Annotated in this window: 12 protein-coding genes; all 12 read left to right on the top strand. The window is 36.5% G+C overall.

Annotated features, from left to right (window positions below):
- Window positions 1-8: 8 nt before the first annotated feature.
- The gene (locus HXT27_RS00770; RefSeq protein WP_422113165.1) at window positions 9-4,775 is read left to right on the top strand and encodes a UvrD-helicase domain-containing protein; all 4,767 of its coding nucleotides are present in this window, start codon (window positions 9-11) and stop codon (window positions 4,773-4,775) included.
- 266 nt (window positions 4,776-5,041) lie between these two features.
- Entirely contained in the window at window positions 5,042-5,731 is a 690-nt protein-coding gene (locus HXT27_RS00765) for a GNAT family N-acetyltransferase (protein ID WP_075523571.1), read from the top strand.
- A 142-nt stretch (window positions 5,732-5,873) separates the two neighbouring features.
- Window positions 5,874-7,295 carry an MFS transporter gene (locus HXT27_RS00760; protein ID WP_103043495.1) on the top strand — a complete coding sequence of 474 codons (1,422 nt, stop codon included), beginning with the start codon at window positions 5,874-5,876 and terminating at the stop codon, window positions 7,293-7,295.
- A gap of 178 nt (window positions 7,296-7,473) precedes the next feature.
- Window positions 7,474-7,644: a hypothetical protein gene (locus HXT27_RS00755; protein ID WP_155642894.1), complete on the top strand. Its 171-nt coding sequence runs from the start codon at window positions 7,474-7,476 to the stop codon at window positions 7,642-7,644.
- A gap of 499 nt (window positions 7,645-8,143) precedes the next feature.
- Complete coding sequence (locus tag HXT27_RS00750; RefSeq protein ID WP_230955913.1) at window positions 8,144-9,910, top strand: ribonuclease J; 1,767 nt, start codon at window positions 8,144-8,146, stop codon at window positions 9,908-9,910.
- Window positions 9,911-10,144: 234 nt separating this feature from the next.
- Window positions 10,145-11,581 (top strand): type I glutamate--ammonia ligase, encoded by a 1,437-nt coding sequence (glnA, locus tag HXT27_RS00745; protein ID WP_075523568.1) that lies wholly within the window; start codon window positions 10,145-10,147, stop codon window positions 11,579-11,581.
- Between the two features lie 548 nt (window positions 11,582-12,129).
- Window positions 12,130-13,968, top strand: coding sequence for an AI-2E family transporter (locus HXT27_RS00740; protein ID WP_103043496.1), 1,839 nt, complete (start codon window positions 12,130-12,132; stop codon window positions 13,966-13,968).
- Window positions 13,965-15,191: a glycosyltransferase family 2 protein gene (locus tag HXT27_RS00735; protein ID WP_103043497.1), complete on the top strand. Its 1,227-nt coding sequence runs from the start codon at window positions 13,965-13,967 to the stop codon at window positions 15,189-15,191. Before HXT27_RS00740 ends, HXT27_RS00735 begins: the two co-directional genes overlap by 4 nt.
- 477 nt (window positions 15,192-15,668) lie before the next feature.
- A complete protein-coding gene (locus tag HXT27_RS00730; RefSeq protein ID WP_075523566.1) occupies window positions 15,669-16,595 on the top strand; it encodes an ABC transporter ATP-binding protein in 927 nt (308 codons plus the stop codon).
- A 15-nt stretch (window positions 16,596-16,610) separates the two neighbouring features.
- Window positions 16,611-18,263, top strand: a complete 1,653-nt coding sequence (locus tag HXT27_RS00725) for a hypothetical protein (protein ID WP_199172746.1) — start codon at window positions 16,611-16,613, stop codon at window positions 18,261-18,263.
- Window positions 18,264-18,616: 353 nt separating this feature from the next.
- Window positions 18,617-20,293 carry an energy-dependent translational throttle protein EttA gene (ettA, locus tag HXT27_RS00720; RefSeq protein ID WP_075523564.1) on the top strand — a complete coding sequence of 559 codons (1,677 nt, stop codon included), beginning with the start codon at window positions 18,617-18,619 and terminating at the stop codon, window positions 20,291-20,293.
- A gap of 154 nt (window positions 20,294-20,447) precedes the next feature.
- The gene (locus HXT27_RS00715; RefSeq protein ID WP_075523563.1) at window positions 20,448-21,446 is read left to right on the top strand and encodes a lipid II:glycine glycyltransferase FemX; all 999 of its coding nucleotides are present in this window, start codon (window positions 20,448-20,450) and stop codon (window positions 21,444-21,446) included.
- Window positions 21,447-21,991 lie beyond the last annotated feature (545 nt).

Below are 21,991 nucleotides of genomic sequence, written 5' to 3'. Positions count from 1 at the left end.
CGGTGAATATGATGAGCGAACAAGTATTAAACGAAAAATTGCAAGAAAATGTGCAAGAAAATGTGCAAGTTAAAAGCGAAAAAATCGTGTTTAGTGACGAACAATCGCGTGTTATAAATTCACCTTCAGACTCAAATATTCTTGTTGTTGCTGGAGCTGGTAGTGGTAAAACTTTCACAATGACTCAACGAGTAATTGCATTGATAAATCAAGGTGTTGCTCCCGAATCAATTCTTGGTCTTACTTTTACTAACAAAGCTGCCTCTGAGTTGTTATCTCGAGTTTCTGCAGCTGTAAGTAAATCTTCGTCAAATTCATTCTTAAAGCCAGAAGTTATGACTTATGATTCGTTCTTCCAATCAATTGTGCGTAAATATGGAATACTTATTGGTTTTAGTCAAAATGTTATGCCTTTAAGTAATGCTGGCGCTTACGAGTTGATTAAGTCTGTTGTTGGAGATTATTTAGATAAAAATAGTGCAAGCTTGGATTTGTATTCTTCTGATAGTGTTATTTCGTTATATAACTTCAATTCTTTATGTAAAGATGTTTTAAGTCTTTATTCAAATATTGCTTGTTCAATGATTGGTGTCGATTCTCAAGGTAATGTTTGCGATAGCGTTGTTCAAGCTGTTGATAAAATTCGTGCTTGGAATAATGATTTTCTTCAGTTTATGAATAAAATTGTTGAAAATAAAACTTTGGAAGAAAATTCTAGTAGTGATATTGCTATTCCTAAATATAGTAAAGCTAAAAGTAAGTCAGTTGAAGAAAAAAATGAGCTTTTTAAGAAAGCATGTAATAAATTTGAAAAATATTGGGAAAATGCATGCGTTGAAGAATGCATGAATCTTATTAGTGCTGCAAAAAAGCGCAATATTTTACTTGATTTAGTTTTAGATTTCGATAAAGCTAAACATAAGGCAAATATGGCACAATTCAGTGATTTTACTATTGCAGCGTATCGTTTAGTCACGCATTTTCCTTCTATTGCAATCCAATACAGAGAACAATATAAGCAAGTTTTGTTAGATGAATATCAAGATACTTCTACTACTCAATCGATGCTAATAAATAGGCTGTTTAATAATAATACTGATATTTGCAAAGATGGTATTGTAAATAAAAATGAAACTTATATTACTGCAGTTGGAGATCCGTTCCAAGCTATCTATGGTTTTCGTGGAGCTAGTTCTGGCGCTTTTATTGCTTTTAAGAATTCTTTCAAATCTAAAATTGATAAAAATTTAAGCTCTGATGCTAATACTTTAAATCCTGTTAATGATTTAGAAAGTAATTTATCTGAGTGTTCTTTAACTACTACTCGTAGAAATGCTCATCTTATTCTTAAACTAGCTAATGATTTGACGAAACCTATGCGTGATTCTGAACTACAAAATAAAAGTAGTGTTGAACATCGTGAAGTTGATGTAGAAGTTTTGAAACCTATGGATAATGCTACTTTAGGAACAGTAGCAGCTGTAGTAATGCCAACTAAATATCAAGAAATTGAAGCTGTAGTTAGGTTTGCAAAACTATTTTCGGATCCTACTTTAACGCCATTTCCTGCAGACGAAAATCGCAATCCGTTAAAGCCTAGAGTAGCAATATTATTTAGAAGTAAGTTGTCTATGCCTTTGTATGCAGATGCTTTACGATCTGCTGGCTTAAAAGTTAGTGTAGTTGGTTGTTCGTCAGCAAAAGAAGATCCTTGTGTAAAAGACGTTCTTGCTTTATTGAATGTTGTAAATGATCACAGTTGCTCTTCCTCTCTTATGCGATTGCTCGCAACTCCAAGATTTTCATTGTCTGCAAAAGATTTGAAAACTCTTGCAAATATTGCGAATGACGCAAATATTAAATACAAATACGATATTTACGTGCAAGCTGGATTGCTTCCTTGCGGTCTTAGCGGAGCTGAAATGATTAAAGCTGTGAAAAATCAGCGTGCTAATTCCTCTAATACTTCCTCACAAAATAGCATTGATAATGGAGTATTTTTAGCAGATATATTTATGCAAAATATTCCAGAAAATCCTTTTAAATATAAAAACAAGAGTGAAATAAAATATAATAGCAGTAGCGAAAAGTCAAGTGATTCAAATAATACTGTTTGTGAATTATACAATAAATTAAGTAAACATGGTTATGCTGTTGTTAGGCGAGTAAGCGATATGTTGCAAACTGTTACTCGTGCTTGTAATAATTCTTTGAATGATGTTATGCGTGTTGCAGTTGAAGCGTTGAATGTGGATATTGATTCAGCTGTTGCGTCATGCATAAAAGACGATTGTATAAACCGTGAAAACGTATTGCACGCTATGCATTCCACACTAGATTCTTTGAATTCTATTACAGATACTTATATTCAAGAGATGGGTGAGTGGCAAAAACCTTCTTTAAAGGGTCTTATGTCTTGGATTGAATCAAGTGATGATTTTGATTCTGCAGATTCTATAGAAGATGATAATGCTCAAGTAGTGATGATGACAGTTCATCAATCTAAAGGTTTGCAATGGCCTGCAGTTGCTGTTGTGGGTCTTAATGCTAAAAAATTCCCTAGTAGTCAAGGTGATAATCTTAGTTTTGCTTTAGATAGTGATGATGATGTTGAATATATAGATAATCTTAAAAACAGTGGAGCTGATTTAATATTTGATTCTTCTTTGCTGGCGTCTTCTGCGCATGTTCCGATCGAATATGCATCGTCTGTACCTGTGCCTTTGCGAGTTGATTCAGGTAATTTACCGCATTTTCCTCACGATGCTAGTTTGAGTTCTGGTATGCATCCTCTTGAGTCATTGAAAAAATATGATAGCGTAGAAAAAATTTATGATGAGATTAAAACTAATCGCCGTGTTGCTTTGCGTTCTTTAGCTAAGTATGTATATGAAAGTGATGCTATTGAAAGCGGAGTAGATCTTGATCAGTTTTTGTCTGATGATACTAAAGAAATATATAGAAATAATTGTGATATTTTGACTCAATCTGAAGAACGTGGCAATCAACTTCATATGGAAGAAAGGCATTTGCTTTATGTTGCTATGACTCGTGCTCAATTTGCTACTATGCTAACTTGTGCTCGAACAACACAAATGGCTAGCGATGACGCAAAGTCTGATATGAAACTTTCTGTTTTTATGAAAGAAGCTTTAAATTCTCTTTATAATATGGAATCTGATTGTGAGAATTTAAAATCTGATACTTTTAATGATAAAACTAGTGAATATAAAAAGATTATTTTGAATAAGTCTGCTGATGTTAAGTCAGATGATGTTAAGTCTGATGATATGCAGTCAGATGATGTGAAGTCTGCTGATGTAGAAGATGAAGTATGCGATGAATCATGTTCTAATTTTGGAATTGCTGTTGGTGAATATGCTTCTAAATTGGCTGACGTTTTGCAAGAGCGTACAAATCAGCCTGCATCTATTGGAAATATTGTGTTGCCATGGCCTATTACTTTGAGCAAAGATTTAGAAGATACTTTAAATGAGTCTGTTCGTTTGATGAAAAGTAATATAGATGATTCGTCTAGTGATTCGTCTAGTGATTCGTCTAGTGATTCGTCTAGTGATTCTTCTAGTGATTCTTCTAGTGATTCTAGTTTGTGCTCTAGTTCTGACTTGAATTCTAGTTCTGATTCTTCTTGCTCTAATTCTTGTAATCTAGAAAATCTTTCTCTTACGAATAGAGTAAAGATGTTTATTAGTGATTCAGATTTTGGATTAAAAAATTATAATTCTAATAAAGATCTTGCGGAATATGTACGTCAAAAAGCTGAAGATTCTGAAAAAAATAATTCTAAAGCATTAAGTATTACTACATTGCAACGTAGTGCGAAAATTTCTAATTCTTCTAATAAAAGTAATTCTAGAGATATTGACAGGCGTATGCTCGCGTATATACGTCCTATTCCATCAGTTTCTACTATAAATTCAGATATGGGAACGAAATTCCATGAATGGGCTGAAAGCTTTGTAAATGCTGGCAATTTAGAGATGAGTAATTTCGCAAAAAATGAGTCTTCTGTGTCTGATGAGTCTTCTAAGTCTTATGACTTTTCTAGTTCTTCTGAGTTTGACTCATCTACTTATAACTCAAGTGCGATTTTAGATTCTTATGATGATTTTTCAAATAGTATGATTTCTCGTATTGATGTGCAACTTTCAATATTTGCACACTTGGTCTCTGAATCAAAAGTTTGTGCTTTAGCTGAGCGCAATAATTTAACTGATTCTCAGCAAGCTTTAGCAAATTCGTTAGCAGATTCGTTAGCAAATAAAAATATTGCATTAAACAATGAAAATAATACTAATTTAGTCAATTGCGATATTAGCTCCTTAAAACTAGACGACAGAGAAGATTTATTGAACATTTGGAAGACTCGATTAGTTAAATCTCGTTGGGCTAAAAGAGTTTCTTTGGCTGCAGAATTGCCTATTTCTTATGCTTTGGAATCAAATGGGAATAATCCTCGTGTATTAAATGGCATTTTGGATGCAGTTTTCTTAGGCGGATTAAATCCTAAAGATACTTCTAAACGTTTTACTGTAGTTGATTGGAAGACTGGTAAAAAACCTACTGTTAAAAAAGAAATAGAAAGAAAATTAGTGCAATTAGATTGGTATCGTCTTATGCTTTCTGCTTTGACTTCCGCAAAACTCGATGAAATTAACGCAACTCTATATTATGTAAGTGAGGAGAATGAAGAATCTCGCGAAATTCACGCTCTATTAAAAACTGAGCAACAGATTCGGTCTGAATTATCTTAAAGAATAATTTAAAAATCTTTAAAATATGCATACATAGTGGGTATTTGATACTCTGAGAAGTAAATGATATTTGTGTGAGTGAGTATGGTTCAATCATGCAAAATGTATGAATAATATGTAAATATGTATAAAATTTGCTTGTGAAGCCTGTTCTATAATAGAAAATTTATGCATAATAGAAGTAATATTCATGAATAATAACTGTGTAATAATATACGAATAGCGTTCTGCCAAGAAACGTATTAAGAAAAAGTTGAGGATGTAAAATGGCTGTTGAATTTCGCCCAATGAATCTGGGTGATCTCGATGCTGTAGTTGATGAGTATGAACGTACATGGGGGATTTCTGATTCTGTTGGATCTGATGCATCTAAAGAACTTTCAAAAAGATTCGTATTGCACTATTTAGCGCCTTGTACACATAGCGTTATTGCATGCGATAATGATAAATTCTTAGGATTGCTTCTAACACGCGTATTTGGCGATGATTTAATATTTCCTGAAGTTGCAAAAATGTTGCATAAGCAGGAATTATTGATGGGCACTTCAAATGATATTCATTATGTTGACGCTTTAGATAGCGCTAAAAGCATGCGTTCTATTGAAACTAAACTAGAGGCAAAATCTCACATAAATGATTTAACTCAAGCTGAATTAGAACTCTTTTTAGTATCTCCTGCAGCTCGTGGGCATGGAGTAGGCGGTGGATTGTGGTCTAGAACTATGCAACACTTGCGTCATCGCGGAGTGAACCGTTATTATTTGCATACAGATACTGCTTGTGATGTGAGTTTTTATGATTATCATGGCTTAAAAAGAGATGCACAATGGATGCATCAAAATCATCCAAAAGATGCTGAACGAGTTAAAAATTTAGTGAGTGATTTGTTTATTTATTCTGGTGAACCAAGAATTAAATCTTCTCGTTCTAGAGCTCGTTCTAATACTCGCGCTTAAAGAAAAAGAAAATAAAACAAGTTATAGAAAAATATAAAAATATAAAAATAATAAAGTGTATTCGATTATTTAATTATTTAATTACTTGATTATTTAATTTGAAAACATAAAACAATTTTAGTTGATATTGGGAGTTTAATGTATGTCGTCATCATTGCAAAAGAAGCCTACAGCGGCTACACAATACGCGCGCCTTTTTGCGCATAAAGGTGTTAAGTCGTTCTGTATATCTGGCGCTCTTGCGAGATTGCCGATGTCAATGATGGGTTTAGGAATAGTTCTAGCTATAAACAATCTTTATAAAAATTGGACTGTTGCTGGAGCTATGGCAGCATCATATGTGTTAGCTCAAGCTGCAGTAACACCGCTTTATGCAAAACTTTTTGATAGATTTGGTCAAAAGAAGATTGGAACAATAGCACTTTCTGTACAAATCATTGCTATGTTAGGATTTGCTATTGCAGTTCTGTTCCATGTGCCTTTAACTCTATTATTTGCGCTCGCAATTGTTATGGGTGTTACGCAATTCGCGTTTGGTGCTCTTGTTCGTACTCGATGGGCATATACATTGCGCTCAGAAAAGGATGATTCTTTACTTAATGTTGCATATGCACTTGAATCAGGAATTGATGAAATAGTTTTTATTTTTGGACCTATTCTTTCTGCGTGGTTAGCTACTTCTGTACATCCTGTATCTCAATTATTTATTCCAGTTCTAGCTAGTGGAATCGGCGGTTCTTGGTTCTTTTCTTTGCGTAATACTCAGCCTACTGTTATGGAAGTTGTGCAAATAGAATCTGCTTCTTCATATGATGAAGATGTAAGAGAAGCTGTTAAAGATGTTTATGCAAATCCTGATAATGTTCGAAATGCTGCGTCCATTGGCAATTCTAGTGCGAACGCTAATAGTAAAAATAACAGTTTAATAGATAAATTGAGCTTAAAACAATTACATACTTCTAAATCTAATAGAAAAACTAAGAACGTATTGCTTTATAGAGGAATTATACCGTTACTTGTTATGTTCTTGATTTTTAACATGAGCTTTAGTGCTTTCGATCTTTCTGTTACAGCAGCATTGAAATCTCAAGGTTTAGAAGATCATATCGGTTTGCAGCTTGCGTTATTCGCTTGTGGCTCGCTTGTAGGTGCGATGATTTTTGGATCTCATAAATTCCGCGGATCGAATTGGTCTCATTTAATAGTGTTCCTAACTTTGCTTACTCTCGGATACATTCTTATGTGTATCAATTTAGATCGTTTGCTAGTGTTGAGTATTTTTGAAGTTCTTTCAGGATTATGCGTATCTCCAATTTTTGCCACAGCAAATTTGATTGTTAAAGCAACGATTCCAGAATATTCTCTTACAGAAGGTCTTTCATGGCTTCCTACGGCTTCTGCTGTCGGTTCATCGCTCGGTTCTATGGTTGCTGGCTGGGTTATTGATACTTGGAATATACACGTTGGAATGTCTGTTCCTTGGATTGCAACTCTTGTAGCTATTCCGTTTGCTGTTCTTGGATGGTTTATTGTGATAATTCTTAAGCGAAGAAAACAAAAATAATAATTTTGTGGAATCATTGTAATATCTGGAGCAACAAAATTTGATTTGTGCTTATAATTAGATGTAAGTGTAGATTCATGCTTGAATATGTTCACACGCAAAATATAGATTTGTTAATTGTGAGCATATGTGTGTGATTTAATGGATTTGATACTGTTTTATAAACAGGGGGTATATTATGTTTGAGCATAATAATTTAGTGGATCAGGTTTTGTCGGCAGCGAACTTTTCAACTGGTCAGTCTTCATTAGTTACAACTGGAGCTGCAGTTATTGGTATTTTTATTTTCGCTATTGTTATAGTTGCTATTGGTATTGGAGTTGAAATCTGGTTCAAAAATCGCCATTAGTTTTGTTCTTAATACAATATTTTTGTTAATCCGGAATTTATAACGTTTTATAGAGCTGATCCATTAACGAAGCGCTCGTTTAGAATTATTTACTTTTTATAAAATAGTTATTTATTTCTAGTAAATATTGCGTGTGTGAGTGTTATGATGCAAAAATTTAAGCCATGATTTGTTGTTAAAAGGTTATGAGTTGGAAACTTGTTTTGGCGATTTGCTTTTGGATAGCTAGAAATAATGTGGATTTTCATTTAGTGATAAGTGAGAAAATCAATTGAAATCTTATATGCTTTCAGATGAGCAATCATCTGTAAATGATTTATTTGCGACTGGTAAGGCTAAAGTTGATGAATTAGCTAATAAAGCAGTTGCTGAGCTTGAATCGCAAATTGTGAAAGAAAGCAATAAGACAAAAAATAAGAAAAATGCGAGTAAGTTAGTGAAAAAAGATAAGAAATCTATGCAAAGTGAAAGTGCTAAATCCAATAAAAATAAATTGCGTATGCAAAGTAAAACATCTCGAGCTAATATTCTTCCTCCTGTTGTAAACGATCAGCGTGAAGGCTCTTTAATTGCTCCGCCAAAATATCGTAAAGGTTCTATGCGAATTGTTCCATTAGGCGGACTCGGTGAAATTGGTCGCAATATGAACGTTATAGAGTATAACGGCCATATTCTGCTAATAGATTGTGGTGTTTTGTTCCCTGAAGAAGAGCAGCCTGGTGTTGATTTAATCCTACCTGATTTTCACTATATTCAAAATCGCTTAGATAAAGTAGAAGCATTGGTATTAACGCATGGTCATGAAGATCATATTGGTGGTGTGCCATATTTGCTTAAAATGCGTCCAGATATCACATTGATTGGTTCAAAGCTGACTCTAGCTTTTGTTGAAGCTAAATGCAATGAACATAAAATAGAACCTAAGATGATTCAAGTTGAAGGTCGAGAAAAAATTAAAATTGGACCTTTTAATTTGGAATTTATTACTGTAACGCATTCTATACCAGATGCTCTTGCTGTATGTGTTAAAACTCCTGCCGGTACGATTATTGATACTGGTGATATTAAGCTGGATCAGCTCCCACTAGATCACCGTATTACTGATTTAGTTGAGTTTGGACGTTTAGGTGAGCAAGGTATTGACTTGCTTATGGCTGATTCTACGAATGCTGAAGTTCCAGGATTTGTTAAACCTGAAACTACTATTGGACCAGCTTTGGATCGTGCTTTTTCTGAAGCTACTCGAAAAATTATTGTTGCAAGCTTCTCAAGCCATGTTCATAGAGTGCAACAAGTAGTTGATGCTGCACATAAATTCGGCAGAAAAGTTGTTTTTGTTGGCCGTTCTATGGTTCGTAATATGTCTATTGCAGCAGATTTAGGCTATTTGCATATTCCGGAAAATACTGTTGTTGATTTGAAACAGGCTAAAGATATTCAAGACGATAAGCTTGTTTACATGTGTACAGGCTCTCAAGGTGAGCCTATGGCTGCTCTTGGGCGAATTGCAGACGGAAGCCATAGAGATATTACAGTTAATGAATTTGATACTGTAATTCTTGCAAGTTCGCTTATACCTGGTAATGAGCATGAAGTTTATAAGGTTATTAACAAACTTGTGCAGATGGGCGCTCGTGTTATTAACAAAGATAATGCTGCAATTCATGTTTCTGGTCATTGTAATGAAGGTGAGTTGCTTTATTTGTATAACATTGTTAAACCGAAGTGTGCTATGCCAATTCACGGAGAACATAGACATTTAGTTGCAAATGGTTTGATTGCTGTTAAAACTGGTGTTGATCCGCAAAATGTTGTTCTAGCTGAAGACGGTGACGTGGTTGATTTATATCATGGAAACGCTGCTGTAGTTGGTTCAGTTCCATGCGGTTATGTTTATGTTGACGGCGATTCTGTAGGTGAGCTTACAGACGAAGAGCTTGAAAAGCGTAGGATTCTTGGTACAGAAGGCTTTGTTTCTAGTTTTGTTGTAGTAGATACTAACAAAAGTGATGTTGTAAGCGGGCCAAAGATTTTTGTTAATGCTATGGCTGAGGATGAGTCTGATTTTGAAAAGATTCGTCATCAAATAGTTCAACAATTAGAAGATGCTATGATTCATGGAGAGCGCGATACTTATAAGTTGCAACAAATTATGAGACGAGTTCTTGGAGGTTGGATTGCGCGCGCTTTGCGTAGGAAGCCAATGATAGTTCCTGTTGTTGCAGATGTTGCGTCAGAAGATTGTAAAGATAATTTTCTTAAGTAAATAAAATAGTTTGTTAATAATTCCTATATGTAAATGCATGTAATAAAACCAAAGTTACGTAAAGTTAAAAAAATAAGAATAAAAATTGCGTAAAAAATTACATAAAAAATTACATAAAAATAAATTTTCAGGAATATGAAACAAAAAAGTAACGTGATAGTAGAGTTGTTGAAATCAAAAATATAGTACAGGCATCTAAACTATTTAATGACTATTTTATGAAAGGATTGTGGCATGACCACTTTGCAAACTAAAGAAGATGCCGAGGCTTTGATTAAAAAAGAAGGCATTGAATACGTATCCGTGCGATTTACTGATTTGATTGGCGTACAGCAGCATTTCACTGTTCCAGCTAGCGAATTCTTGCATGGAGCTTTCACAGACGGTATGCCTTTTGATGGATCTTCAATGCAAGGATTCCAAGCTATTAACGAATCTGATATGAACTTAGTCCCAGATGTTGATACTGCTTATATTGATCCTTTCCGTAAGCATAAGACTTTGAATGTTGCTTTTTCGATTGTTGATCCTGTTACGAATGAGCCATATTCGCGCGATCCTCGTCAAGTTGCTCTCAAAGCTGAAGCATATTTGAAATCAACAGGTATTGCAGATACAGCAAGTTTTGCACCTGAAGCTGAATTCTTTATATTCGATAAAGTGCGTTTTGCTAACGATATGCAATGCTCATTCTATGAAGTTGATTCTAACGAAGCTCCTTGGAATTCTGGAGTTGATACGGAAGATGACGGAAGTAACAATATTGGATTTAAGAATCGCGTCAAGCGCGGATACTTCCCAGTTCCACCAATTGATCACAATCAGGATTTGAGAGATGATATGGTAGCCAATTTGCAAAAAGTTGGCTTGATTCTTGAAAGATCTCACCACGAAGTTGGCGGTGCAGGTCAGCAAGAAATCAACTATCGTTATAACACGCTTGTGCATGCTGGCGATGATTTGATGAAGTATAAGTATGTTGTTCATGAAACTGCTGCATTAGCTGGTAAAGCTGCAACCTTTATGCCAAAGCCAATTGCAGGAGATAATGGTACTGGAATGCACTGCCATCAGTCTTTGTGGAAAGATGGTAAGCCGCTTTTCTACTCTGAAACAGGTTATGCTCAACTTTCAGATATTGCTCGTTGGTATATTGGAGGCTTAATTAAGCACGCTTCTTCTGTGTTAGCGTTTACTAACCCTTCATTGAACTCTTATCACCGTTTGGTTCCAGGATACGAAGCTCCTGTGAATTTGGTTTACTCAGCTCGTAATCGTTCTGCTGCAATCCGAATTCCACTAGCTGGTACAGCTCCTTCAGCTAAGCGCATTGAATTCCGTGCTCCAGATCCTTCTTGCAATCCATTCTTAGCCTTCTCAGCACAGCTTATGGCAGGTTTAGATGGAATTATGAATCATATTGAGCCACCAGCTCCAATCGACAAAGATTTATATGAGTTACCTCCTGAGGAACATGAAGGTATTAAACAAGTTCCTTCTTCGCTTGGTGAAGCTTTGCAAGCTTTGGAAGAAGATCATGACTTCTTGCAACAAGGTGATGTGTTCACAAGTGATTTAATTGATACTTGGCTTGATCTAAAGCATGGTGAAATGGATTTGGCTCGTTTAGCTCCAACTCCTCTCGAGTATGAGCTTTACTTCCACATCTGATTTTATATAAATTTTGCTTTTAAGCGTGCTAGAAAAGTAGAATTTTACAGAATCATTCTATTTGTTGTTGCTGAGCTCTCGGAGTTTCTCTCATCGCAAGATTTTTACATTGCTCTAAGAGAAACTCCGAGATCTCTTTGCATGTTTAGTCTTTTAGTCTTCGGTTAATCACTGAGATTTTTCGATTTTTCTTCTTCATTCGATGAATCACCATCGGGCTGCGAATCGACTGAGATTAAAGCTGCATGGTGCGCTTTAAGCTCCTTCGATGAGTGAGCTGACACAGAGGGGAAGTCCAGTGGACTTCCCCGCCAGCGAAGTGTTGAGGTGTTACTGCGTGCGCGATAAAAAATTGAAATAAAGATCTCATTCAGGGCGAAAAATCTTAAATCTCTGCCTAACTAATAGCAAAGAATACGTTGTAAATTAAACTATAATTCGTTTTTTAGCACATTTATTAAAAATATTAAGAAGTATTTTAATAATTCGTGTCTAGTTAGGTCGTGTCTAGTTAGGTCAAAATAGTGTATTCCATTACAATAGAGCCTATGAGTAATCGCAAATCTTATTTAGATAATCGTCTAAATCATTGTGGCGATCAAAACGCTAGTAGTGAGAAACTAGATTTAGCATCGTTGTTTCCTGTAAAAGGCGATGATAGAAGACCTCCTGATTGGCTATCTCGTGCGCTTTTATATGTTGTAATATTTGCGTTTATAGCTATTTTTATATGGTTTGCGTGGGCAAATATATCGTTTGTTGTGTTCGATGTTGTAGTTTCAATGTTCATTGCACTAGCTATGGAACCGCTAGTAATTAAATTGGTAAAACATGGTTGGAAACGCGGTGCTGCTGCAGGCGTTACATTATTCAGTTTAATAGTATCTGCTGGCTTACTTTTAGGTCTTTTTGGGAATTTGTTTGTTCAGCAGGCTATTTCTATGGTTAGTGGTTTTCCTAAGCTTTATGAGCAAGTTGCGAAAGTAGTATTAAATGTAACACATGTAAGACTTCCTAATATTGAGCAACTAATAGTAGAAGTATTGAAAAATATACAAACTTCATGGGTTGTTGATTTCGGTGGTTTTGCTCTTAACACTACTTGGGGCTTGTTTACAAGTTTGCTTGATTTACTCACTATAGTTATGGTCACATATTATATTTCTGCTGCAGGTCCTAAGATGCGCCGTAGTTTGTGCTGCTGGTTGAATCCTAAATCTCAGCGTCGTTTTGTGTTTATTTGGTCGATTGTTCAAGAACAGATTTCGAGTTTTCTTTTTTCAAGAATTATACTTGCGCTAATAAATGCTGTTGGAACTGCAATATTTCTTATCTGTATGAAAGTTCCGTATTGGTTGCCGCTTTCGTTATTCTGTGGAATTGTTTCACAATTTGTTCCAACTATAGGTACGTATTTAGGTGGAGCTTTGCCAATTATATTCGCTTGGAGTTCGAATGGATTTGGTACTGCTTTAGCTACTTTAGTTTTTGTAACAATCTATCAGCAGATTGAAAATATGGTAATTTCTCCTAAAATTTCAGAAAAAACTATGGATTTGAATCCTGCAATAGCTTTTCTTTCCGTTTTAGTTTTTGGTGCAATTTTTGGCGCGTTAGGAGCTTTCTTAGCTTTACCTATTAGTGCAAGTCTTCAGTCGATTTTCAAAGTTTATACGAAAAGATATGAGATTATTGATTCTCCTTTGATGCAAGATCCTAAGCCTGATCGTAAAACAATCGTTGTTACAGGTGCTGAAGCTATTGGAAACAACATAGTTAAACCTGTTCGAGATAGTGTATCTCGCGTGCTTAAAGGATCTACTTCTCGTGTGACTATGAATGACGATTTGCTTTATTGGTATAAGCAAGCTTACGATTCTAGTAATGATTCGATAACGTATAATAATGCTGGTAGTGCTGGTAATGCTGGTAATGCTGGTAATAGTGAAGAAAATTCTGTATCTGTAGATGATATAAATTCAAATTCGTCAAATCTTCTAAACTCTAATGAAAGTGTTGATTCTAACGATGTTGAATTATCTACGATGGTAATATCTCGAGAAATGCTTAATAGAGTTAGCAATACAATTAATGATGAAGTAAATAATTGTGTAAGCAATAAAGTAAGCAATAACGATGATGTAGCTAGTGACAATAATAACGATTCAAATAGTAGAGAAGATAATAACGAGAGTAGTTGCGAAAGTGATAATGAAAGTAATGGCGATGCATCTATTGACAACATGGAAGAAACCGAATCGCCTGTAGATAGTTCAGGAGTAAATTCTTCTCGTAAAATAAGCGGTTCTCGTGCTAAAAAATCTACTTTTTGCGATAGTGTTAAAAATATTACACATAACAATCCACGGAGCAACTGGAAGAAATGATATTATTATCTGTTTTTGACGTACTCGTTATACTAATTGGCGTAGCGAATGTGCTGTATCAAGCTGTATGTGCTGTAGCTTCGCTTGTTGCAAAACCAATTGAATTTCCAGATGCTCCTATGGATAAGCATTATGCTGTATTGATTTCTGCTCGTAATGAGGAAGCTGTAATAGGCAATCTTATAAATTCAATTAAAGAGCAGACATACAATCAAGATTTTATAGATATTTGGTTAGTTGCAGATAATTGTACTGATAGCACTGCTAAAGTAGGCAGAGATCTTGGATGTAATGTGTTAGAAAGATTTGATAAGAAGCATATTGGTAAGGGATATGCTTTGAGTTTCCTTCTTGATCACATTATGGAAAAAGGAAAAGATCAAATATATGACGCTTATTTTGTGTTCGATGCAGATAATCGTTTAGATAAGCATTACTTTGAAGAGATGAATAAAGGATTCCATGCTGGATTCCAAATACTTACAAGTTATAGAAATTCAGTTAATCTTTCAGATAATTGGGTGTCTTCTGGTTCTGCATTATGGTTTATACGAGAATCGCGATTTACTAATAATTCTCGTATGCTTTTTGGCTCTAGTTGCCATGTTGGCGGTACTGGTTTTATGTTCTCTCGCGAGATTATGCATAGAAACCGTGGATGGAAGTTCCACCTTCTTACGGAAGATCTTGAATTTACAATGGATTCTATTCTTCATGGGGATCGCGTTGGATATTGTGGTTCAGCTGTGCTTTATGACGAGCAACCTGTGTCGTTTAGTCAAAGTTGGCGTCAGAGATTGCGCTGGAGTAAAGGCTTTTTGCAAGTATTTAGATATTATGGTTCTGCTTTAATAAAGCATGGTATTCAAGAGCGCGATTTTTCGTCAGTTGATTTTTCGCTTGTTCTTTGCCCGTTCATGGTACTTGCAATTATTCGACTTATTTTAGGATTCATATTTGCTGCATGCGGATTCGTGACTTGGATGAGTCAGGTTGAAGCAGTTAGTAATTTCATTATTACTACTTTTAGCAGTGTTATTGGTATGATGATTTTCGTTTCGCTTACTGTTATTGTAGAGCATCGTAAGCTTGGAGCAACTAGTAAGGAGTTGTTCGCATATGCTCTAAGTTTCCCAATCTTTATGCTTTCATACGTACCGATTTCATTCCAAGCTGTTTTCTCTAAAAGTGAATGGAAGCCAATTCATCACACTGGACATTAGCGCGCCAATCTGCCGGAGCGCTTGGAGCGTAGCGCGAGAAGCGCTTTGACTGAGCTTGAAATTGCATAACGCATTTCAAGCTCCTTCAAAGCGTGATTTGGCTTAAATGTAAAGTCCAGTGGACTTTACATGCCAAATCAGCCGAGCAGCTACTAATAGCCGCGAGGAATAGCGCAGCTAATCTGCGCTAACGATGACCTGCCTTTTCGTTTTGTCTCAGATTCGTTAGATTTGTCTCATCAATGATGCAAATATAACGAGTTTAGGATAAAAGCGTTACAAATGCCTCACTAGTGAGACAAATATAACTAAAATCAGCCAAAAAGCGTTACAAATGTCTCAAGCACGAGACGAATCTAACGAATTCGTAGTGTGTTTATACGCAAGATATGAGATAATGGAAGCCTTGGTGTAAACGTGCGATTGTGCAATAATGTGGCGCAATGCGTGCGTTTATATGTATATTGCGAGGTTTCTATGGTAGATTCTGTTCCATCTGCAAATATGTCTGGCAGTGTTCCAGTTTTTGGTGCAAACACTTATTCGAGTGATTTGAGTGATAATAGTGCAGAAGTTCCAGCGGTTTCTATTCGCGGATTTGTTAAGACTTTTGGCAAGAAAGTTGCTGTAGATAATCTTTCGTTGAGCATTCCAGCAGGGTCTTTCTACGGCTTAGTTGGTCCTAATGGTGCTGGTAAAACTACTACGATTAAGATGCTTACGGGCTTGCTTATGCCAGATTCTGGCTCGGCTTCGATTTTTGGCAATGACGTTTGGAGTGACGTAAATAGTGCTAAGCGCGCAATCGGTTTAATGCCTCAAGCTGACGAGATTTTTAAGACGATTACCGGACTTCAGCTTTTAACTTACGCTGGCATGCTTCGCGATATGAGTCGCGCGGAATCCGTAAAGCGCGCAAATGACTTGCTTTCAGCTTTTGACTTAACAGAAGCTGCAAACACTATTGTTTCTGACTATTCGACTGGTATGACTAAGAAGATTTGCCTTGCAACAGCAATGATTCATAGCCCTCGAGTGCTTGTGCTCGATGAGCCTTTTGAAGCAGTAGACCCTGTTTCTAGCGCGAATTTGAAGGATATTTTAGCCGAGTATGTTTCTACTGGCGGAACGGTGATTATTTCTTCGCACGTTATGGAATTAGTTGAAAAAATGTGCTCGCACGTGGCGATTATTAACGAAGGTCATGTTGCAGCTGCTGGCACTCTTGCGGAAGTTGCTCAAGGCAAAGATCTTGAAGATCGATTCATGGAGCTTGTTGGCGGACGTCACGCGGCTGCGCGCATTGATTGGCTTAATGGTGGCAAGTCTAATAACGCTCCTGCATCTTCTGCGCCTTCTGTATCTCCTGAATCTTCTGCATCTTCGACCAATTTCAACGCTTAAATAAGGAGAGCCATAATGTCTATGATTTTTACAATGGTTCGCCTTCGCTGGGCGCTTACTTTTTCTGTTATGCGAAAGTCGATTTGGCAAAAAATCGGCTTTGGCATAGCAATTGTTTTTGGACTTGCGCTTATATGCGCTCTTGGTTTTGCAGGCTGGGAAGCAGGAAAGTATCTTGATCCAGGCATGCTTCCAGATACTAAAAATTGGCAGGAATTCCAAGCTCTTCCAATAATGGTTGCGTCTATTGTGTCAATTTTTACGCTTTTTATAAACCTGTTTATGTTTGGAAGTGACACAACACTAAAGTCGCGTAGTTTTGCGCTTTACGGCATTCCTTGCGTAAAGCAGCAAGCTGGTATGCTTCTTGGCTCTCTTTTTGGAGCGCTTTCTATAAGCAGCACAATCGCGCTTGTTTTGTGGTCTTTAGCGTACCGAAGCTTTGGAATTGTGCCAGTTTTAGTAAGCGTAATCGCGGCTCCGCTTTACGTTGCAACAATCGTGTCTTTAAGCAAAATGCTTATTGAACTTTTAGACACTATTTTAATAAACAAGCATTCAAGAAACATTTTTTACTTTGCTATTTTTATAGCGTACATGATTTTTGTTGCATCAATGAACAGGCATGGTAGTTCACCAAATGAAATTGTGTTCGGATCAAGTTTCTGCGCAGTATCTGCTTTTACGCCATTAAGTGCAGCTATGGCTTTGCCGCTCGATGCTATTAATGGAAATTGGCTTGCCCTTGCTACTCGCTTCCTTATTTGCGTTGTAACAATTGCTGCTTGCTTTGCAATCTCTGTATTTTGCGCAAAATTAGAGCCGAAGCTACTTCGCGGTGAACAAAAAACAGTTGTTAAAACTAAAGGAATTGGCTTCTTTGCAGCAGTTCCAGACAACACAGTCGGTGCAATTATTGCGCGAATTATTAGCGTTATGAGAAGAGATATGCGTCAACTGTTTTTGCTTATTGCGCCGCTTTTTATTCTGGTAGTTGCAGGAGGAACTAGTTTTAATACTAAAGGATTTGGTTCTATAGCACAGGATATAGGCGTTTCTGGATGGCTTACATATGCTGCGATGCTTATGGGAATGGTTGTTGGAAACAATATTGCATACGATGGAACAGCTTTTACTATGCACGCGATTATTGGCGTAAAAGGCGTGCACGATCGCTTAGCGCACGCAATAGTTTGGTCCGTGCTTTGCGCTGTTTATTTTGCAATTCTTGGAGTAGGAGTTTACGTTTTCCTTTTCTTCGTAGCAAATGTTCAGCAAAATGTGAATGCAGTTATGTTCCAAACTCTTTCTCCAATCGGAGTAGCTTTTGCATACATAGGCATTGGCTTAGTTTCTTCGTGCATAGCAATGTACCCTGTAGCATCAATCGAAAAGCCATTTTCTAGGCCGCAAGGAAGTGCTGGCGCTAGATCTTTTGCTCCAATAGGTTTTGCGCTTCTTGCTGCAGTATGCATGATTCCATCTATTGCTGCAGCTATGGCGTTTTTGGCTATTAACACGAATCTTTTGTGGATTGCAAGCATTATGTTCGTAGTGAACGGTGCAATCGTACTGGTTGTTGGCGTAATTCTTGGCGGCAAAGTAATGGACAAGCGCATAATTCGCATTGTAGAAAACTTACACAGATTCGACTCGATTACAGCGTAGGTTTATATAACTTGCTAAAAGCTAATAGATATCGCTTTGATCACAATCAGCTTTTAATAAGTATTGTTGATTTTGTTGATTGTTGATAGTTAATGCTTTTATGTACTAAATATTTGTGAGTGTTAATGTATCTATCGCATGAGATAATAGCCAACGGTACTTTTGTTGCTGCTTCTTGCGATTTTACTTATTTGCACGTAATTTACTTGTAAATTGTGGTGTTTGTTAGCGTAGATTTTGTAGTAGTTTGCGAACAATCAACCGTGAAGTTAGTACGCTTTCTTCAAAGCGATATTTTTCGTAAAGCTGTAGCAAACGCTGGAATTCCAACGTTTTAAGGATGGTATATTACTTTGGCTGAGTTTATTTATCAAATGATTAAAGCGCGTAAGTCTTATGGAGATCGCGTAATTCTTGACGATGTTACTTTAAGCTTCCTCCCAGGTGCAAAAATTGGTGTAGTTGGACCTAATGGCATGGGTAAATCTACTCTGCTTAAAATTATGGCTGGCTTAGAGAATGTTTCTAATGGTGAGGCTTATATTACTCCAGGTTACACTGTTGGAATTTTGCAACAGGAGCCGCCGCTGGATGAAACTAAAACAGTTGGCGAAAACATTAAAATGGCGTTTGGTGAGATTGCGCAAAAAGTGGCGCGCTTTAATCAAATTGGCGAAGAAATGGCTAATCCGGATGCTGATTTTGATGCTTTGATGGAAGAAATGGGAAAGTTGCAAACGGATATTGATGCTGCTAACGGTTGGGATTTGGATTCCCAGCTTGAGCAGGCAATGGATGCTTTGCAATGCCCTGATCCAGATTCTCCAGTATCTGTATGCTCTGGTGGTGAAAGACGTCGAGTTGCATTGTGTAAGCTTCTTCTTGAAGCTCCTGATTTATTGCTTTTAGATGAGCCTACGAATCACTTAGATGCTGAGTCTATTTTGTGGCTTGAACAGTTCTTGCATAACTATAAAGGTGCTGTTATTGCAGTTACGCACGATCGTTACTTTATGGATAACGTAGCAGAATGGATTTGCGAGGTGGATCGCGGTCAGCTTTACCCATACAAAGGTAACTACACTACTTATTTGGAAACAAAAGCTAAGCGTATGGAAATACAAGGCGCTAAGGATGCTAAGCTTGCTAAACGTTTGAAGAATGAGTTGGATTGGGTTCGTAGCTCGCCGAAGGCACGCCAAGCTAAGAACAAGGCTCGTTTGGAACGTTACGATCAGATGGAGCAAGAGGCACGTAATTCCAAGAAGCTTGACTTCTCTGAGATTCAGATTCCAGCAGGTCCACGTTTGGGTTCACAAGTTTTGGAAGCAAAGCATATTCACAAAGCTTTCGGCGATAGAGTGCTTATTGACGACTTGTCATTTACTTTACCTCGTAACGGTATTGTTGGCGTGATTGGTCCAAACGGCGTTGGAAAGTCTACGCTTTTCAAAACGATTGTTGGCTTAGAACCACTTTCTGGAGGTGAGCTTACAGTTGGAGATACTGTGAAGATTTCTTACGTTGATCAGAATCGTGCAGGATTGGATCCTAATAAGAACTTGTGGGAAGCTGTTTCAGGCGGACTTGATTTTATTGAAGTTGCAGGCGTTGAAATTCCTACTCGTGCATACGTTGCAAGCTTTGGATTTAAAGGTTCGGATCAACAGAAGCTTACAGGTGTGCTTTCTGGTGGTGAACGTAATCGTTTGAACTTGGCTTTAACGCTTAAGCAGGGTGGAAACTTACTTCTTCTCGATGAGCCTACTAACGATTTGGATGTTGAAACTTTGGAAAGCTTAGAAAATGCTTTACTTGATTTCCCTGGTTGTGCAGTTGTTGTTTCTCACGATCGTTGGTTCTTAGACCGTGTTGCAACGCATATTCTTGCTTGGGAAGGCGATGACGATAATCCAGCTAAGTGGTATTGGTTTGAAGGTAACTTCCAAGCTTACGAAGAAAATAAGATTGCACGTTTGGGTGAGGAAGCTGCTCGTCCGCATCGCTTGCATAGGAAGCTTACTAGATAACTTTTTTGATTTTCAATCGTTATAATTTGTTTGATTTTTTCGTAAAATCTTAAGTTTTATGCGCTAGGCATTGTGAAATTAAATCATATTGCTTAGCGCTTAATTGATTCGATGTGTGTATTAAAATCACGTATTGAACTAAAAAGGAGAATAAATGCCAATACTTGATAAAAACGATTCTGCTAAAGTTCAAGAATATGAGGATTTTGTAAAAAACTCTCCATTTGGATATGCTACTCAAGATATGCAGTGGGCAAAAGTTAAAAGCAATTGGATTAGTGAGTATGTTTATCTTGAAGAGAATGGGAAAATTACAGCAGCTATGTCTGTTCTTGGCATTAAAGCTGTAGATAATAAAGTGTTTCTTTATGCTCCTAGAGGTCCGGTATCTGATTTTTATAATATTGAAACTACTAAAAAGCTTATTGATGAAGCAAAACCTCTGTTTGCAAAATATAATGCATTTCTTCTAAGAATGGATCCTTGTGTAAAAGACGATCAAGATCTTGTTAAAAAGTATAGGGATGAAGGTTTTACTTTTAGAAGTGAAGGTGAAAATCCTCATTCTTTCTCTAATCCTCGTTGCGATATGATTCTTAATATGGAAGGCAAGTCTGAAGAAGACTTAATGGCTGGCTTTAGCGCTATGACTAGAAGACATATACGTGCTTCAATAAAAGCTGGTGTTACTTCCAGGTGGGGAAGATCTCAAGAAGATATAGATACTTTTTATAAGCTTACAGAAATTATGGCAGATAGGCATGGTATTACGCACAGACCTAAAGAGTACTTTGAAAGGTTATTAGCTGCATATCCAGATATTAGAATTTATACTTCTGAGTATGAAGGAGAACCTATTTCTTGCATGATTGGTTTTCCTTACAAAGATATGATGTGGTATATTTACGGTGCCACTGAGAGTGTGAAGGGCAAAGTTAGCCCAGGGTATCTTTCTATCTGGGATTTAATTCTATGGGGTAAAGAACTCGGCATGAAGTATTTCAATATGGGTGCAGTTTACTCTTTTGATATTAGTGATGGGCTTTATTTCTTTAAGTATGGATTCTGCAAGTCTAATGAGCCTTCTATGTGGATCGGTGAATTGGATGTTGTGCTAGATGATGATGCTTACAGTAAATTCATAAGTAGATAGCAGAACTTGTTATTTATTTTATGAGTTTAGGTTTGTTTAGTATTTTTCAGCTTGTGTATTTAGCTTAGTTTAATTTGAAATCATTTAGTGATATACGCATCTTTTGTGGTGTTTTGTTATGAAAACTGTTGTATTCTAGCAAAACACCACTTTTAATATTGTTAAGCATTCTTCGCTGATATTTAATTCCAATAACTTATGTAAATAATCCTATAGGATTATTTACAAAGAAAGTTAAGTATAGATTGTGTACTAGTGAGGCGTGGAAATTACTTAACGAACAATAAAAAGCGAAACGGTATTTAAAAAAGTTACACCTAATCCAAACTCTTTATAAAACTAAAGTAATCTAAAATCTAACTTTTACTACTACAAGCAACAACATTTAAACATGCGTAAAAAGTTGAAGCTCCTGTGAGGTAAGTAATTCCCACACCTCACAAACACAGTCAAAAAACAGTAAATTTTATCAACAATTGTATACAATTGTTTACAATAAAATTTTTATGTTTATTAGAAATATTTTAGTAAATTTGATAGTGTCT

The organism is Gardnerella bivia, from assembly GCF_049262715.1.
Classification (GTDB): Bacteria; Actinomycetota; Actinomycetes; order Actinomycetales; family Bifidobacteriaceae; genus Bifidobacterium; species Bifidobacterium vaginale_A.
This window is presented reverse-complemented; position numbering and strand designations above follow the sequence as displayed.

Bases quoted from the DNA above. Each gene is read 5' to 3' on its own strand.
- HXT27_RS00755 (WP_155642894.1), top strand. From the start codon at position 7,474: ATGTTTGAGCATAATAATTTAGTGGATCAGGTTTTGTCGGCAGCGAAC.
- HXT27_RS00715 (WP_075523563.1), top strand. From the start codon at position 20,448: ATGCCAATACTTGATAAAAACGATTCTGCTAAAGTTCAAGAATATGAG.
- HXT27_RS00730 (WP_075523566.1), top strand. From the start codon at position 15,669: ATGGTAGATTCTGTTCCATCTGCAAATATGTCTGGCAGTGTTCCAGTT.
- glnA (WP_075523568.1), top strand. From the start codon at position 10,145: ATGACCACTTTGCAAACTAAAGAAGATGCCGAGGCTTTGATTAAAAAA.
- HXT27_RS00770 (WP_422113165.1), top strand. From the start codon at position 9: ATGATGAGCGAACAAGTATTAAACGAAAAATTGCAAGAAAATGTGCAA.
- HXT27_RS00735 (WP_103043497.1), top strand. From the start codon at position 13,965: ATGATATTATTATCTGTTTTTGACGTACTCGTTATACTAATTGGCGTA.
- HXT27_RS00750 (WP_230955913.1), top strand. From the start codon at position 8,144: ATGCAAAGTAAAACATCTCGAGCTAATATTCTTCCTCCTGTTGTAAAC.
- HXT27_RS00760 (WP_103043495.1), top strand. From the start codon at position 5,874: ATGTCGTCATCATTGCAAAAGAAGCCTACAGCGGCTACACAATACGCG.
- HXT27_RS00740 (WP_103043496.1), top strand. From the start codon at position 12,130: ATGAGTAATCGCAAATCTTATTTAGATAATCGTCTAAATCATTGTGGC.
- HXT27_RS00765 (WP_075523571.1), top strand. From the start codon at position 5,042: ATGGCTGTTGAATTTCGCCCAATGAATCTGGGTGATCTCGATGCTGTA.
- HXT27_RS00725 (WP_199172746.1), top strand. From the start codon at position 16,611: ATGTCTATGATTTTTACAATGGTTCGCCTTCGCTGGGCGCTTACTTTT.